This is a genomic window from Phaeobacter sp. S60, assembly GCF_000826845.1.
In the GTDB taxonomy this organism is placed as follows: Bacteria; Pseudomonadota; Alphaproteobacteria; order Rhodobacterales; family Rhodobacteraceae; genus Phaeobacter; species Phaeobacter piscinae.
Genome location: NZ_JSWJ01000011.1, coordinates 225,863 through 241,859, shown reverse-complemented (window position 1 = coordinate 241,859; position 15,997 = coordinate 225,863). Strand labels below are relative to the sequence as shown.

Sequence of the window (15,997 nt, the reverse complement as noted above, 5' to 3'; positions counted from 1 at the left end):
CTAAATGGGGTCGTATTCGCGAGATGGCGGGGCAGGCCTAATAAGTTCTCAACATCAACTATGACGCCTAGGCAGCTGAAATATAGTGAGAATATGCGGTGGTATGTCGGCGGATCTATCGCCCGCGTACCGATAGGCCCCGAAAAAACCAGGGTGTCCTGCCACAGATGGCAGTTTTTCAGGTTTGGGTGAATATTCCCTTAACGGAACAAATCAGCCATATTGGTAAAAGCTTCAAGTATAAAAGTTTAAGCTTGAAGTTTATTGCGATCCGCTTATCCTGTTTGCAGTTCAGACAGCAATAGGGGAGTGGCATCATGAAAATCGCCTGTTTGGGAGGCGGCCCGGCTGGCCTCTACTTTGCGATCTCGACCAAGTTGCGCCAACCTGATGCTGAGATCACGGTTTTTGAGCGTAACAAACCGGATGACACGTTCGGTTGGGGCGTTGTGCTGTCTGATGATGCGCTTGAGAACCTGACTGCGAACGATCCTGTCAGCGCCGGGCAGATACGCGATAAATTTGCCTATTGGGATGATATCGCCGTGGTGCATGGCGGCGCGCGGACCGTTTCAGGTGGCCATGGGTTTGCCGGGATTGGTCGTAAGGCTATGCTGGTGATCCTTCAGGAGCGCGCGCGCGAACTGGGCATTGATCTGCAGTTTGAGACGGAAGTCGGGCCCGCAGCCTCCTATCAGGCGGACTATGATCTGGTGGTGGCCTGTGACGGGTTGAATTCCCGCGTCCGCAGTGAATTTGCGGACCAATTCAAGCCCAACGTCGATGTGCGCCCATGCAAGTTCATCTGGCTGGGCACGAAGCAGAAATTCGACGATGCCTTCACCTTTATCTTTGAGAAGACACAGCACGGCTGGATGTGGATCCATGCCTATCAATTTGATGCTGAGACCGCGACGGTGATTGTCGAATGCTCTGCTCAGACCTGGGAAAACTGGGGGTTTGAGGCGATGAGCAAAGATGAGATCCTGCGGACTTGCGAGGAGATCTTTGCTGATCATCTGGACGGGCACTCTCTGATTTCGAATGCCGATCACCTGCGCGGCTCTGCGGTGTGGATCAACTTCCCGCGGGTTCTGTGTGAGACTTGGCACCATGAAAACGTGGTATTGCTGGGCGATGCCTCGGCCACGGCCCATTTCTCCATTGGTTCGGGAACCCGGCTTGCGTTCGACAGTGCGATTGCATTGGCAGAGTTCATCACGACCGAACCGACGCTGGAGCAGGCGTTTGTGCGCTATCAGGAAGAGCGGCGGCTGGATGTGTTGCGGCTGCAATCGGCGGCGCGCAACTCTCTGGAGTGGTTCGAAGAAGTCGAGCGGTATCTGGATATGGATCCGGTGCAGTTCAACTATTCGTTGCTGACCCGGTCGCAGCGGATCTCCCATGAAAACCTGCGCCTGCGGGATGCAGACTGGCTCGCCTCGGCGGAGAAGTGGTTTCAGGAGGCTGCCGGAGCACCCGCAGATGCGCCGACCCGTCCGCCAATTTTTGCGCCTTATAAACTGCGCGAGATGCAGCTCAAAAACCGCATCGTGGTGTCGCCAATGGCGCAGTACAAGGCCAAGGATGGCTGCCCGACCGATTGGCATCTCATTCACTATGGCGAGCGCGCTAAGGGGGGCGCGGGTCTGGTCTATACCGAAATGACCTGTGTCTCGGCTGAAGGGCGGATCACGCCCGGCTGTCCCGGCCTATACGCCCCAGAGCATGAGACGGCGTGGACGCGGCTGACGGATTTTGTTCATGCTGAGACCGACGCGAAGATCTGCTGTCAGATTGGCCATTCCGGTCGCAAGGGATCCACCCAATTGGGCTGGGAGACCATGGACGCACCGCTGCGCGACGGGAACTGGGAAACGGTCTCCGCCTCGGCCATTGCGTGGTCTGATGGCAACCCGGCCCCGCGGGAGATCACGCGGGCGGAGATGGACGCGATCAAGGATGAATTTGTTGCCGCAGCGCAGATGGCTGAACGGGCGGGGTTTGACATGATCGAACTCCATGCGGCGCATGGCTATCTGATTTCTTCCTTCATTTCTCCAAAATCCAACATTCGGACCGATATCTATGGCGGGTCGCTGGAGAACCGGCTGCGCTACCCGCTGGAGGTGTTTGACGCCATGCGCGCGGTCTGGCCTGCGGACAAACCAATGTCCGTTCGTATTTCCGCCAACGATTGGGTTGGCGATGAAGGGGTGACGCCAGAGGAGGCGGTGGAGATCGCACGGGCCTTCACCGCGGCGGGGGCGGATATCATCGATGTGTCTGCGGGGCAGACATCGACAGAGGCGCAGCCGGTCTATGGCCGCATGTTCCAGACGCCGTTTTCGGACCGGATCCGCAATGATGCCGGGATCGCGACCATGGCGGTGGGCAATATCTATGAGGCGGATCACGCCAATTCCATCCTGATGGCCGGGCGGGCCGATCTGGTCTGTGTTGGGCGTCCGCATCTGGCGGATCCCTATTGGACCCTGCATGAGGCAAGCCGGATCGGCGACCGTCATGCAGATTGGCCGCTGCCGTATCTGGCGGGGCGGGATCAGGCCTGGCGTCTGGCAGACCGCGATGCAGAGGTGATCCGGGCATGAGCGATCTGGCGGGTAAAGAGCTGGCGGACAAACATGTGGTGATCACCGGTGGTGGCTCCGGTGTTGGCGCTGCATTGGCGCGCAGCTTTGCGGGGCGCGGCGCGCGGCTCACGCTGCTTGGTCGGCGGATCGAACCGCTGCAGGAGGTGGCCGCTGAAACGGGCGCCCTGCCACTTGCCTGTGACGTGACCGAGGCAGGGGCGGTGCGGGCGGCACTTGATACGGCGCGACAGCAGCATGGGCCAGTGAGTGTTGCTATTGCCAATGCAGGTGCCGCGCCGTCGAAGCCTTTTGCCAAGATGGATCTGGCGGATTTCGAGGCGGCTTTGGCTGTCAACCTGTCGGGGGTGTTTAACCTGTGGCAGGCCGCGCTCCCTGATATGAAGTCGGCAGGCTGGGGGCGGATGATGGCTGTTGCCTCAACTGCCGGGCTCAAGGGGTATCCTTATGTTTCGGGGTATTGCGCGGCAAAACATGGGGTTCTGGGCCTCACGCGGTCGCTGGCGCTGGAACTGGCGCGCAGTGGCATCACCGTAAATGCGATTTGTCCGGGTTTCATTGAGACGCCGCTGCTTGAGCGGTCGATTGCGACCATTGTGTCCACCACCGGGATGAGCGAGGAAGCGGCGGCAAAATCGCTGCGTGCAGGCAACCCGCAAGGCCGCTTTATCCAGCCGGAAGAGGTGGCGGATGCGGCGCTGTTCCTTGCCTCGTCTTCTGCAGCGTCCATCAATGGCAGCGCGCTGCCCATCACCGGAGGTGAGATCTGATGCAAACCGACCGCTCCAAGGACCGGCTGCGGCTGTGGCTGAAAGTGCTCAAGGCAACCCGCGCCGTGGAAAGCGAAATTCGCGAGAACCTGCGGCAGGAGTTTACCACCACGCTGCCGCGGTTTGACGTGATGGCAGCCCTGAGCCAGCATCTTGACGGGCTGAAGATGAGCGAGCTGTCTGGCGTGCTGAAAGTGTCCAATGGCAATGTCACCGGCATCGTCGAACGGCTGGTGGATGACGGCCATGTGCAGCGCGAGAAGGTCCCCGGAGATCGCCGCGCCAGCCGGGTAAGACTGACGGAGGCGGGGATCGCGGAATTTGCCCGTCAGGCCGCCGCCCATGAGGCCTGGATTGACCAGATGTTTGACAGCGTGCCCGAAGCCGAGGTTCAGACGCTCTCTGATGCGCTGGATCAGGTGGCCAGACGGCTTGAAAATGAAGGACGCGACAGATGATTTCGACGGATACCAAGTATTTTCTGTGCAGTGTTGAGGACGGTATCGCCACCGTGGCGCTGGACCGCCCCGAGCGAAAGAACCCTCTGAGCTTTGACAGCTATGCAGAGCTGCGGGACTGGTTTCGCGACCTGCACTATGACGACGATGTGAAAGCGGTGATCTTTGCGCCCAATGGCGGCAACTTCAGCTCTGGCGGAGATGTTCATGATATCATTGGACCCTTGACCAGAATGTCGATGAAGGAGTTGCTGGCCTTTACCCGGATGACCGGCGATCTGGTCAAGGCCATGGTGAATTGCGGCAAGCCGATTATCGCAGCGCTGGACGGTGTTTGCGTGGGGGCCGGCGCGATTATTGCCATGGCGTCGGACATCCGGATCGCCACGCCGGACACCAAGACGGCGTTTCTGTTCACCCGTGTTGGGCTGGCGGGCTGTGACATGGGGGCCTGTGCGATCCTGCCGCGCATCATTGGCCAGGGACGGGCGGCAGAGCTGCTTTATACCGGGCGGTCGATGAGCGCTGAGGAAGGGCAGGCCTGGGGGTTTCACAACAAGGTGGTGTCGGCAGATGCCTTGCTGGGGGAGGCACGCAACTGGGCCGAGCGGATCGCGGCGGGGCCGAATTTTGGTCACATGATGACCAAGACGATGCTGGCACAGGAGTGGTCGATGTCGATTGAGCAGGCCATCGAGGCAGAAGCACAGGCGCAGGCGATTTGCATGCAGACCGCCGATTTCGAGCGCGCCTATCAGGCCTTTGTAAAAAAAGAAAAGCCCTTGTTCGAAGGGGATTGATCCGGCCCGTGCAGGCCGCAGCACCGGAGGAGGGTGCGGCGGCCTCCGGCGGGAGTATTTGGAGAAAGATGACAGGCGGCGGGTGCCGCTGCCGGGAGGAGCGATATGGCGGATAAGACCTTTCTGAGCTGGCCGTTTTTTGAGGATCGCCACCGCGCACTGGCGGCGGATCTGGACAGCTGGGCACAGGACGCGCTGGCAGATATTGACCACAGCGACACCGATGCTGCCTGCCGCGCGCTGGTGTCGGCCTTGGGGTCTGCGGGCTGGACGCAGCATTCCGGTGCCATGACCGGCGAGGCGCTGGACGTGCGCACACTGTGCCTGATCCGTGAGACACTAGCGCGCCACGATGGTCTGGCGGATTTTGCCTTTGCCATGCAGGGGTTGGGAACCGGAGCGATTTCACTGTTTGGGACTGATGCACAGCAGGCGGAATGGCTGCCGCTCACACGCAGCGGCAAGGCGATTTCAGCCTTTGCCCTGACCGAGCCGCAATCAGGATCCGATGTGGCCAATTCCACCATGACCGCGGTGCGGGATGGGGATCACTATGTTCTGAATGGTGAGAAGACCTGGATCTCCAACGGCGGTATTGCTGACGTTTATACGCTGTTTGCCCGTACCGGCGAGGGACCGGGGGCCAAGGGGCTCTCGGCTTTTGTTGTGCCTGCGGGGCTGCCGGGCTTTGAAGTGGTGGAGCGGTTGGAGACGCTGGCGCCGCATCCCCTTGCGACCCTGCGGTTCAGTGATTGTCGGATCCCGCGCAGCGCATTGCTGGGCGAGGCGGGCGCGGGCTTCAAGATTGCGATGTCGGTGCTGGATGTGTTCCGATCCACCGTGGCGGCGGCCGCACTGGGGTTTGCACGCCGAGCCTTGGATGAGGCATTGGCACGCGTGACAAGCCGCCATGTGCAGGGGGCGCCGCTGGCAGATCTGCAGATGGTGCAGGGACATATCGCAGATATGGCGCTGGATGTGGATGCAAGCGCACTGCTGGTCTATCGCGCAGCCTGGGCCAAGGACAGTGGTGCTGCGCGCATCACCCGGGAGGCCGCGATGGCGAAGCTGTTCTCCACCGATCAGGCGCAGAAGGTGATCGACAAAGCCGTCCAATTGCATGGCGGCGATGGTGTGCGGCAGGGTCAGAAGGTTGAGGAGCTCTACCGCGATATCAGAGCGTTGCGGATCTACGAAGGGGCATCTGACGTCCAACGTGTGGTGATTGCTCGTCAAGCGATTTCCACATTCCAGAAGGGAGGCTGAGATGCTGGGTCCAAGCGCACATATCGATACATTCACCCGTGATAACCTGCCGCCGGCGGATCAGTGGCCGGAGTTCCTGGCCGGCGGGTATGCCTACCCTGAGCGATTGAATGCGGCGGTGGAACTGACCGATGCCATGGTGGAGAAAGGGTTCGGGGATCATACCGCCCTGATCGGCAACGGGCGGCGACGGACCTACAAGGAACTGGCAGATTGGACCAACCGGCTCGCCCATGTGCTGGTCGAGGATCTGGGGGTGCAGCCCGGCAACCGGGTGCTGATCCGCTCTGCCAATAACCCGGCGATGGTGGCCTGCTGGCTGGCGGCGACCAAGGCGGGGGCTGTGGTGGTGAACACCATGCCGATGCTGCGGGCAGGTGAGCTGACGAAGATCATCGACAAGGCAGAGATCAGCCATGCGCTGTGTGATACACGGCTGATGGAGGAACTGGTGGCCTGTGCCAAAACCTCGGCGCATCTGAAGTCCGTCGTTGGGTTCGACGGCACCTCCAACCACGATGCGGAACTGGACCGGCTGGCGTTGGAAAAACCGGTGCGGTTCGAGGCGGTGGCAACGGGCCGAGATGATGTGGCTCTCCTGGGGTTCACCTCAGGCACCACGGGGTCACCGAAGGCGACGATGCATTTTCACCGTGACCTCTTGATGATTGCCGATGGCTATGCGGCGGAGGTGCTTCAGGTCACGCCTGAGGATATCTTTGTCGGGTCTCCGCCATTGGCGTTTACGTTTGGACTGGGTGGGTTGGCAATTTTCCCGCTGCGGTTTGGGGCCGCGGCGACCTTGCTGGAGAATGCCTCGCCGCCCAATCTGATCGAGATTATCGAGACGTATAAGGCAACCGTCTGTTTTACCGCGCCGACTGCCTATCGGGTGATGCTGCGCGCGATGGAGGAGGGGGCGGATCTGTCATCACTCAGGGCGGCGGTATCCGCCGGGGAAACCCTGCCAGCGCCCGTTTATGACGAATGGATCGCCCAGACTGGCAAGCCGATGCTGGATGGGATCGGGGCGACGGAGATGCTGCATATCTTCATTTCCAACCGGTTCGACGACCATCGCCCCGCCTGCACCGGTAAGCCTGTGCAGGGTTATCAGGTGCGGGTTCTGGACAAGGATGGCAATGAAGCGCCGCGCGGAGAGGTTGGTCGCCTGGCGGTCAAGGGCCCCACCGGCTGCCGCTATCTCGCGGATGCGCGGCAGGGCGAATACGTCAAGGATGGCTGGAACATCACCGGCGACAGTTTCGTGATGGATGCTGACGGCTATCTGCATTTTGCCGCGCGCAACGATGATATGATCGTCTCCGCCGGGTATAATATCGCCGGTCCCGAGGTTGAAGCGGCGCTCTTGTCCCATGAACTGGTGGCGGAATGTGCTGTGATCGGCGCCAGTGATGATGCGCGCGGTGAGATCGTGCAGGCCCATGTGGTGCTGACCGGGGGTACGCAGGCGTCGGAGATCCTGACCAAGGCGCTGCAGGATCATGTCAAGGCAACCATCGCGCCTTATAAGTACCCCCGCGACATCGTTTATACTGACGCCCTCCCCAAGACCGAAACCGGCAAGATCCAACGGTTTCGATTGAAATCGACGTAAGAGGCGGTGGGTGCCAGTCTCTGGTCCTGTTGCTAGAGCACTGGCACCTGTTCCAGCCGGTCTATCAGGTCGGCAGAAATCGCGTCGGGGCCGTCGTTGAACTGCGCACGGGAAACAAAGTTCAGATGCCGTGACAGAAGCGTCAGCTTGGGCGAGGTGATCTCTTCGTAGAATATCTTCATATCCTCACGGGCCATCAGCTCTGTGATCTTGCTGCGGTGGGCGGTGACGGCGGCCTCATGCAGTGATTTGATGCCTTTGAGACGCTTGAGCCGTGTTAGCTCTTTTTTCGTGGCGGAGAGGCGGCGCTGAATGGAGGTATCCTGCTCCATGTTGAAGTTCATGCGCATCCAATAGGCCAACCCCTGATCACGTTCCACATGGTTGACGCGGCCACGGTCGCGTTTGACGAGGAAGCTTTCGGTGCTGCGCACAGCGTAGTGGTTGAGGGTGACCATGTCATAGCCATGGTCGCGAATACCAAAGCGCCAGCCCTGATCTGCCATATCCTCGGGCACCGATCGGCCGGTCCCCGCAACCCAGTTTGGCATATCTGCAATGCGCCGCTTCAGCGGGCGGTGGACACCGATGCGGTCATAGGCGCCAGCAACATAGTCGCCAGCGGTCTTGAACATCGTCTTGATGCCCCAGGCCTGGATCGGAGCAGGGCAGTATTTCGGCGCGCAGTGGCTGTGCTCTTGCGTTAGAAGTACGTCACTGTAGCTGTCTCGAAAGCTATTGCCGAACAGGCGCCACTGCATTGAGATCATGTCAGGATCATTGGTAGCGGCAAAGAGACTGTCGAGATCCCCATCCCCGACGTGAATATTGACGAATTCATCAACGTCGGAGACGAGAACCCACTCTGCGTTGCGGACCAGATCAAGGCTCTCGGCGTATTTGAGCGCACCTTTCTGCGGGTTATAGCCGCTCCCCATCTCCTGATAGGGGTTGTCCATGCGGGTGACATAGCCGCGCTCTGCCAGCCCATCCAGCAGTTCAACCGTGCCGTCGTCGCAGTCGTTCGTGAAAACCAGCATATGGTCAAATCCGATAGCGCGGTGGTGGGCGACCCATTCGAGTATGAAGGGACCTTCGTTCTTCATACAAGTGATGATTAGGCGCTTTGCCGTGGCGGTTGGGGCGGCGGTCATGGCTTATCCTTCCGCTTCTGCAAGTTCGGCGCGGAGACGGTTAAGGGAATTGCGGATGTTCTTGGCATCGCGTTTTTTCAACGTGTATTCACAGACTTGAATGGCGAGCTTTGGGTGGTTCTTCTCCTCAGCCTTCATCAGCAGATCATGCTGAAAACGGGGGAGATCACGACGGGCGCGCAGCAACTGGTAGAACCGTTGGGCGGTAAGGCGGTCCTCAAAAATCTCGCTCAGTATCGGTTCTAGGATCCCCATATTGACCAGCGCCTGCGGCAGCTGGTGGCCGAAGAATGGCATTCTCAACTTGCGGATATTGTCACCTTTCAGGCGATTGACCTGCTGCACATCCGGGTCGAAGTAGGGATCATAGAGAACCACCGTATCATCAGCGAGATGGGTTGCCTCTGCGGCGTCCGCATAGCGATCATCCCAGTCCAGACGCGCGGTCCAGCCCCAGCGGTCATCATCGGGCAGAACGCGGCGGTCCAGCGTGGTTTGCGGCGCGATGGCGAGTACCTTGGCGCCCGGTGCACATTGCGAATAGGTCAGCGCGCCATAGGCGCCCATGGAGGCGCCGTAGAACAGGACCTCATCGAATTGATTAAAGAAACCACTGTCGCGCAGGTGGTCAAAACTATCATGAACAAAGGGGCTGCGGAACCAATTGCGCTTGGAGCCGATCACACCAAGGACCGAACAGCCCAGCGTCTGCGATAGCAGTTTGTAGCCCCAGGGCCATCGCTGGCCCTCCTTTTGCTGAACCACATGGATATTGTCGAAAGTGACCACAAGCCGCTTGCCAAAAGGCTCGAAGAACAGCGCGTTTTCATCGCTCTCCCAGAAAAAGCCAGCGCGCTGAGCGGCATGGGTCCGCATGTCCGTGAACCTTGGGTCACCAGCAGCGGGTGCGGTGGTGTCTGGAGCTTTGGGAAGCCAGATCGGCACATGATCAAGCCTATGCAGATCGCTCGAAACAGGCGCGGTGGGTGCGACTTTGACCACACGGCTTGCAGCGGGCGCTGGGTTGGTTGCAGCGGTGACGGCCTGAGGCGCCCGCTGCATCTTCTGAGCCAGTTCTGAGACATCCATCGACACGCCCAGCTCTGCTTCGCGACTGCGCAGATCCCCAACACGGATCTTGCCTTGTACCATGTCCTTCAGCAGCCGTGTCTTTGCCTCAATCTGGTCAGGTGAGAGCAGCAGGGCTTCGGGCTCGGGTATCTGGACATCCGCCGGGGTTCCGGCCTCAGCCTGGTCTTCCAGCTTGGTGAGATAGATCGCATCCGGGCGTGCGACTTCGGTCAGGTTTTCGTAAAGTGCGGCGTATTCCGGTTTTGATTTCAGATCAGCGATCTTGGCTTCGTGCCATTGAACCGCTTCCGCATGTAGATTTGCCAGCTTCGCATCGGCCATCAGCGTGTCCAACTCGGCACGCATCATTGGTACGCGGTTGTGCATGCGTGCGTCGGTTTCAGAGGCGTAGTTGCGCCGCGCCCAGTAGTCGATACCCTGATCCTGCTCCGTATGGTTGATCCGGCCACGGTCCCGCTTCACCAGAAAACTGTCGGCGGAGCGCAGCACGTAGTGGTTCAGCGTCGCCATGCGATACCCAAGTGATCGCTTGGTGGAGCGCCAGCCATTGTTGGTTAGCAGCATCTCCGGCATGACGCGACCGGACCCGTTGACCCAGCGCACCTGCGAGACGTTTTCTTCGTCGTCGATTTTCAATGGACGGTGTACGCCGATCTTTGTGTAAGGCGCGGACTTGTGCAGCATGCTTTTGAAGCCCCAACCCAGTCGTGGCTTGGGAATGAACTCTGGCGCGCAGGCGGTGAACTGTTCGATGATCGGGCGGTCTTCATAGTTGGCAACGCCACCATTGCCAAAAAATTTCCAGGTGAAGGAGATGACGTTGGGGTCACCAGCCGCTTTGAACAGATCGGCAAAACGTCCTTCGCCGACGTGGATGTTCACAAATTCATCGACATCAATGGTCAGAACCCAATCCGCCGCCTTGTACACGGGCTGCTGCATCGCGTCTGCCAGCGCCACATGCTGAGGCTTCTTACCGGAGGTCGGATCCCAGGGATTGGCGACGCGGGTGACCAGACCCAGCTGAGCCAAGCGATCCAAAATCTCATTTGTGTTGTCGCTGCAATCGTTGGTGTAGACGAGGAAATGCTTAGCTCCGATCGCCTTGTGATAGGCAATCCACTCCAGAATGAAGGGCGCCTCGTTCTTCATTGAGGTCAGGATTAGGATGTTATCGTTTGAGATTGGCTCTGACAGCGGTGAGAGCCGGTCGCCAATGGTCTCGGTGCGCAGCTCAAGGTTGTTGATCGCGCGTTGGTAATGCGGGCTCTGCACCAGTTGGTCCAGCGGCATGCTGAGATGCGGGTCGGCTGATTGCCCAACGGCAGGGGGAGGGGCTTTGGCCGCCGGGGTGGAGGTTTTGGCTTTTGCCAGCTCAGCCTGTGTCGGTTTTCCCGCAGGTGGGCGGTCCGGGATCGGGGCAGCAGCAGCATCAATGTCGTGACGGACCAAGGCGCGGCCGAGATAGCTCTCAGGATGCGGAATACCACCCTCATGAGTGATCAGGCGGCGGCTCAGCCGACGGTTCCAGAGGTGCACGCCATAGCAGCCATCATCGATCTTCTTCTCAACAATATAGCCCGGCGATAGCAGATTGCGGCGCTCTTTGAACGAAATCTGGAAAAACGCCATCTGTGGTTTCACATGGGCCATCTCGCCAGTTTCATTGAGGAAATGCGTCAATGCTGAGGGCCCCCAGACGCCCCATTTCAGCTCGGATACATGCACCGGATTGCCAGCCGCATGTGCGGCTTCAAGCTGTGCACGTTCTTCCCCCTTTGCCCAAGGCGGGATCGGGTATTCGTTTTCGCAGAATGCATTGAGCCGCTGCAGCGTTCGGGAGAACCGGGGCAGACCGAGGACGGCATTGCAGACCAGACGCCCGGTTTTTTCCCAGCCAAAAACCCATTGATCTTGAAAATCCCAGGGCTTCACGCAGAGAACATCTGCGTCCACCCAAATGACATTCTGCATCGAGATCATCTTGTAGCGAAAGGCATCGGCGTGAACGGCCGGGGAACCAGACACCTTGTGGCGGATGAAGTCTGACGCCGGAAAAATTCGGTTCGCGTCCATCAGCTCAACACCGGGTGGGCAATTGTCTACGGTTTCATAGGTGTAAAGAAGGGTGCGATGTCCGTGATCGGCAAATGATTTGAGACAGGTTTGTTCAAGATAGCTCAGATTTCCCCCAATCCAGAGGGAGGCGATTACTGGGAGGTCAGACATAATATTCCGCACTGCTTCGTTGTTTTTATGAAAAAGGCCAAGAGGGCGATCGTTGGGGCGCTCGAAAATCGTATCTTTCGCTGGGCGAAATTGACGACTTGCAAAATCGAGTCTGAAAAACTGCTCCCTGTCCAGAAGTGCCTCGTTCGACACTCATCCTTGTTACCACAAGGGGGCTCCGTGGGTATGTCGACACGGGTCCCTCAGCGCTGGTGCCGTTCGTGCGTATTCATACCTGCCTTATCAACCTCTTGGGCCGGTTATCGACCTGCCTGTGATCATTGCCCGAGGTAACCCCGCATGCCATAAGCGAAAGATACCCTACCTTCTGAGTGCGTTCAAATGATTGTAAGCCACAAACATAACTTTGTTTACGTGAAGCCGGGGAAGACTGCTGGCAGCTCAATCGAACTCGCGATCAGCAGATATTGCGGCCCGCAGGATATGATAACCAAATTGCGCCCGCGTGAGGAAACCCAGCGGGTGGATTGCGTCGCGCGGGTCGAAAATCCGCGATTTGTGAATATCAATTCCGGCAACATCATCGAACTTCAAAACCACTCCAGATATTGTGATGCGCTGCGCATCTATGGTGAGGATATCGTGGATTACGATGTGGTCTGCACCGAGCGAAATCCCTGGGAGAAAGCAATTTCCTCGTTCTTCTGGAAGGGCAATCGACGCCCAGAGCGTCCGGTAGTACCCCGGTTCAAAAGGTTCGTCAGCGATCACCGCTGGCCGCAGGATTTTGACGTCTATTCGCTAAATGGTGTCTGCGTCGCAGATCACATCATCCGGGTCGAACGCCTAAAGGACGATTACCGCGACTTTTTGAGGTTCCTCGGGGTTCCTGTGGAAGGAGAGATCGTGTTTCCATCATCCAAAGGATTTCAGCGCCCGAAGGAGGCGACACGAGAGGCGATGTATACGCGTCCTTGGGTGGTGCGAACTGTGTTTGAGCAAACCGAGGAGCTGCGCGCGGTATTGCCTTACCGTTTTGACGACCGCTCCGCGCCAGATATCCAACTGAATGAGGACCGCCGGGCGGCGCGCTACAGGTTCCTCGAAGACAACGACTGCGGTCCGCACTACTGGGAGCCGATTCAGGCGCCCAACTCGGTTTAGGCTCCCGGCATTGAGGTTCCCAGGTGACTGTTGCGGCGAGAGCGTGTGTGACGGCCAGTTGCAAATACAAACTCATGGACAGGTTGGCTTGCAAGAACGGTAGATGACGGGGGCGCGTTTAAGATCTCAGCACGGGAACGCCTTTGGGGTTTGTCCGAGGTCAGGCCCGTACCGGCGCTCCACAGATCTCACGCGCGGCGGCGACGATCTTGTCGGCATTGGGCAGGCAGTGCTGTTCCGGAACGCGGGCAAAGGGATCGGCACATCCGGATAGGCGATACGCTTGGGCGGTGCCTTCAGGTCGGCCAGGTTGCTTTCGGTCACGATCGCGATGATTCGCCTGAGAATCCGTAGCTGTGATTATTCTCGTCTACCACGATCAACCGACCAGTCTAGGCGATGCTGGCGCGGATCGTGTCGCGGTCTAGCGGCACGAGAGAACGAAGATCAACCACCTCAGCGCTGAAACCCTGCTCGGCCAGCTTGTCGGCCGCTTTCAGCCCGAGGTGCGCACCTTGGGCAATCGACACGATGGTCACGGCGCGCCCTTCGCGGGCAATCGCGGCTTTGCCGATTTCGGCCTCATAGCTTTCTTCCGGCACATGGGTGAGGGCGCCCGCTTCGGTGCCAAGCCAGCCCATACCCTGCAGCCCCTTGTAATACACATAAATCACCGGATTGGGGTCGCGCAGCGCCGCTGTCATCAGCCCCTTGGCCTATCAGGCGAACACGGCTGTCAGTGCGTCTTCAGGTTCCGGATCGGCGCTTTCGCGGGCAAAACTCATTGCTTCGTCCACAGCGGTCTGTGCTTTTGCTTCCAATGCATCCAGTTCCGCTTCGGTAAAGTTGCCGTCAGCCAGGAGCTTGGCGCGCATTGCCGGGATCGGGTCCTTCTCGAACAGCCCGTCTTTTTCACCGTCCGGGCGGTAACCTTCGGCATCGCCGTAAAATGTCCGGCCAGACGATAAGTCTCGACCTCGATCAGTGGCGGACCTTCGCCGCGACGCGCCAGCGCGATCGCTTCACCGGCAACCTCGTAGATCTTCATTGGATCGTTGCCTGGAGTGTAGTGGCCGGGAATACCGTATGCCGCCGCCCGGTCCGAGTTGCGCTGTATCGTGGTCGAGGCCTCTTTCGACACGGAAATGCCCCAGGCATTGTCCTCGACGACAACGATCATTGGCAGCTTCCAGACGGCAGCGAGATTCGTCGCCTCGTGAAAGGCGCCCTAATTGGCGGCACCTTCACCGATGACAGACACTGCAACACCCGGTTTGCCCTGAATTTGACGCGACAGCGCCGTCCCGGCCGTAGGTATCATGCCTTCAGCGATAATCCCCGAACAGGCAAAGTTCACATCGGCGTCGAAGATATGCATATGGCCACCGCGCCCGCCGGACAGGCCCGCCGCCTCGCCGAAAATATCGGTGGCAATCTTCTTCATGTCCACACCTTTGGCAATGGCCTGATGATGCGGGCGATGCGTCGCGGTCACGATATCTTCGGGATTCAGATGGGCACAAACACCAACCGCCACCGGTTCCTGTCCGTCTGATAGATGCATCTCACCGGGGAACGGCCCGTCCGCCATATTGAAAACCGGTGACTTGCCTTCCATGTAGATTTTCTTGATAGCGTTTTCGAAACGACGGCTGGTCACCATCTTTTCATACATCAACGCCAAGGTATCTTTTTCTGGCTGTAGTGTTCCTCTCCTCCTTGTCGAAGAAAAGGCTGATACAGTTTTTATAGGTTGTGTAGCGTTTTCCTAAGGCGACGTGTCGCACCGGAAAAGCTGTCTCATTTGGTTCGAGTTGAGACACTCAATTGGACAGACAAGCACCAAACAGCATTGAAGTAGAGAGCGTGAGCTGGTGAAATTGGTCGACTTTTTCGTGGGTTGAGACCTTCCTCTATTCAACTAAGTCCATACCAATGTTGAGATTTGTTCCCACGTCTACAACCGCGTCCGCATCGCGATACATTATTCCCGTTGATGCACCGCGCAACTTACTGTCGATGGCGACGTTGAATAGCGCGACATCGCGCAGGTTATCTGCGAGCTCAAGCCGCGCACGGATTGCCCAAACCTGGTTCGGCAGGAGCGGGCGTTTCTGGCCGATGATACGTCCCTTGTTCAAGGCTCTGCGTTTCGGGGTGACCGCGGGAAGCTGGTCTCTGGGCATAGTTTGCCTTCTATCCTATCCTCCCCCGACCCAATCATCGGCACCGTGCTGACTCTGGAATTCTATCTGGTTAGGGAAAGTCGGCTTCACAGGTCAGTTCAGCGGCAACGTTGTCGCATCTGCATTTGGCCGGTGAGAGCCCAGGCTGTGAATTTGAAATTCTTGCTGCACGCGCTTGCAGCATCAATAGTACTGCATGTGAAAAAGATCTGATGTTGCTTTGCAGCGGAAGGAACGGTCGTTCATGCACACCGCCGCGAGAAACAGATGTCGAGTTTTCAGATCGCTTGACAGTATATGAGCTCGCTTCGGCTGTTCTATTGTCCGAACTGGATTGGAAGTCATCGCAAACCAATTTCTTGCAAGCTGCGACGGGCCTGGAGTTGCCCCCTGAATGTGGTCCACCAATTGGGAACGATATGTCCCGCAACTTTCGAACGGCGGCCATTCAGCACGATGCTATTCTCTCGGCTCTCTGGGCGTCAACGCGGTGCTGGTGGCTGGTTATGGAGGGAGGATCGAGGGCCTATCATGCGAATAATCCAACTTCCCGTAATCCCCCCAAAACACCAAGCCTGGAGTTAACGGCGGAACATTGGCCAGAAACGACTGCAGCTTCCCAAAAAGATGTGGGCCACTCGTCGTGGCTGCGGGGTAAGCACCCGACCCAAAAAGACATGGGTTGAG

10 protein-coding genes and 2 pseudogenes are annotated in these 15,997 nt (G+C 58.5%); 7 read left to right on the top strand and 5 right to left on the bottom strand.

What is annotated here, in order from left to right; genetic code table 11:
* Positions 1 to 317 precede the first annotated feature (317 nt).
* From OO25_RS11105 to OO25_RS11080, 6 genes are all read left to right on the top strand, one after another.
* A complete protein-coding gene (locus tag OO25_RS11105) occupies positions 318 to 2,612 on the top strand; it encodes a bifunctional salicylyl-CoA 5-hydroxylase/oxidoreductase (RefSeq protein ID WP_040180132.1) in 2,295 nt (764 codons plus the stop codon).
* Positions 2,609 to 3,382, top strand: coding sequence for an SDR family NAD(P)-dependent oxidoreductase (locus tag OO25_RS11100; RefSeq protein WP_040180130.1), 774 nt, complete (start codon positions 2,609 to 2,611; stop codon positions 3,380 to 3,382). The genes OO25_RS11105 and OO25_RS11100 overlap by 4 nt, the downstream gene beginning before the upstream one ends.
* Positions 3,382 to 3,840, top strand: coding sequence for a MarR family winged helix-turn-helix transcriptional regulator (locus OO25_RS11095; protein WP_040180128.1), 459 nt, complete (start codon positions 3,382 to 3,384; stop codon positions 3,838 to 3,840). The genes OO25_RS11100 and OO25_RS11095 overlap by 1 nt, the downstream gene beginning before the upstream one ends.
* Positions 3,837 to 4,640: an enoyl-CoA hydratase family protein gene (locus OO25_RS11090; RefSeq protein WP_040180126.1), complete on the top strand. Its 804-nt coding sequence runs from the start codon at positions 3,837 to 3,839 to the stop codon at positions 4,638 to 4,640. Before OO25_RS11095 ends, OO25_RS11090 begins: the two co-directional genes overlap by 4 nt.
* A 105-nt stretch (positions 4,641 to 4,745) precedes the next feature.
* Positions 4,746 to 5,906, top strand: coding sequence for an acyl-CoA dehydrogenase family protein (locus OO25_RS11085; protein ID WP_040180125.1), 1,161 nt, complete (start codon positions 4,746 to 4,748; stop codon positions 5,904 to 5,906).
* 1 nt (position 5,907) lies between these two features.
* Positions 5,908 to 7,524, top strand: coding sequence for an AMP-binding protein (locus tag OO25_RS11080; RefSeq protein WP_040180123.1), 1,617 nt, complete (start codon positions 5,908 to 5,910; stop codon positions 7,522 to 7,524).
* A 32-nt stretch (positions 7,525 to 7,556) separates the two neighbouring features.
* Here OO25_RS11080 and OO25_RS11075 read toward each other — a convergent pair whose 3' ends face one another.
* Positions 7,557 to 8,678 (bottom strand): glycosyltransferase family 2 protein, encoded by a 1,122-nt coding sequence (locus OO25_RS11075; RefSeq protein ID WP_040180121.1) that lies wholly within the window; start codon positions 8,676 to 8,678, stop codon positions 7,557 to 7,559.
* 3 nt (positions 8,679 to 8,681) lie between these two features.
* Positions 8,682 to 11,999 carry a glycosyltransferase family 2 protein gene (locus tag OO25_RS11070; RefSeq protein ID WP_040180119.1) on the bottom strand — a complete coding sequence of 1,106 codons (3,318 nt, stop codon included), beginning with the start codon at positions 11,997 to 11,999 and terminating at the stop codon, positions 8,682 to 8,684.
* Between the two features lie 444 nt (positions 12,000 to 12,443).
* Between OO25_RS11070 and OO25_RS11065 the strand changes: the two genes are divergently transcribed.
* Positions 12,444 to 13,124: a hypothetical protein gene (locus OO25_RS11065; protein ID WP_242407032.1), complete on the top strand. Its 681-nt coding sequence runs from the start codon at positions 12,444 to 12,446 to the stop codon at positions 13,122 to 13,124.
* 392 nt (positions 13,125 to 13,516) lie between these two features.
* Here the strand turns inward: OO25_RS11065 and OO25_RS23260 are convergent, their stop codons facing one another.
* From OO25_RS23260 to OO25_RS11050, 3 genes and pseudogenes are all read right to left on the bottom strand, one after another.
* A complete protein-coding gene (locus OO25_RS23260) occupies positions 13,517 to 13,828 on the bottom strand; it encodes a transketolase C-terminal domain-containing protein (protein ID WP_242407031.1) in 312 nt (103 codons plus the stop codon).
* A 15-nt stretch (positions 13,829 to 13,843) separates the two neighbouring features.
* Positions 13,844 to 14,742: pseudogene (locus tag OO25_RS11055) on the bottom strand (thiamine pyrophosphate-dependent dehydrogenase E1 component subunit alpha).
* Between the two features lie 382 nt (positions 14,743 to 15,124).
* Positions 15,125 to 15,310, bottom strand: a pseudogene (locus OO25_RS11050) (integrase); the annotation flags it as partial.
* Between the last annotated feature and the right edge of the window lie 687 nt (positions 15,311 to 15,997).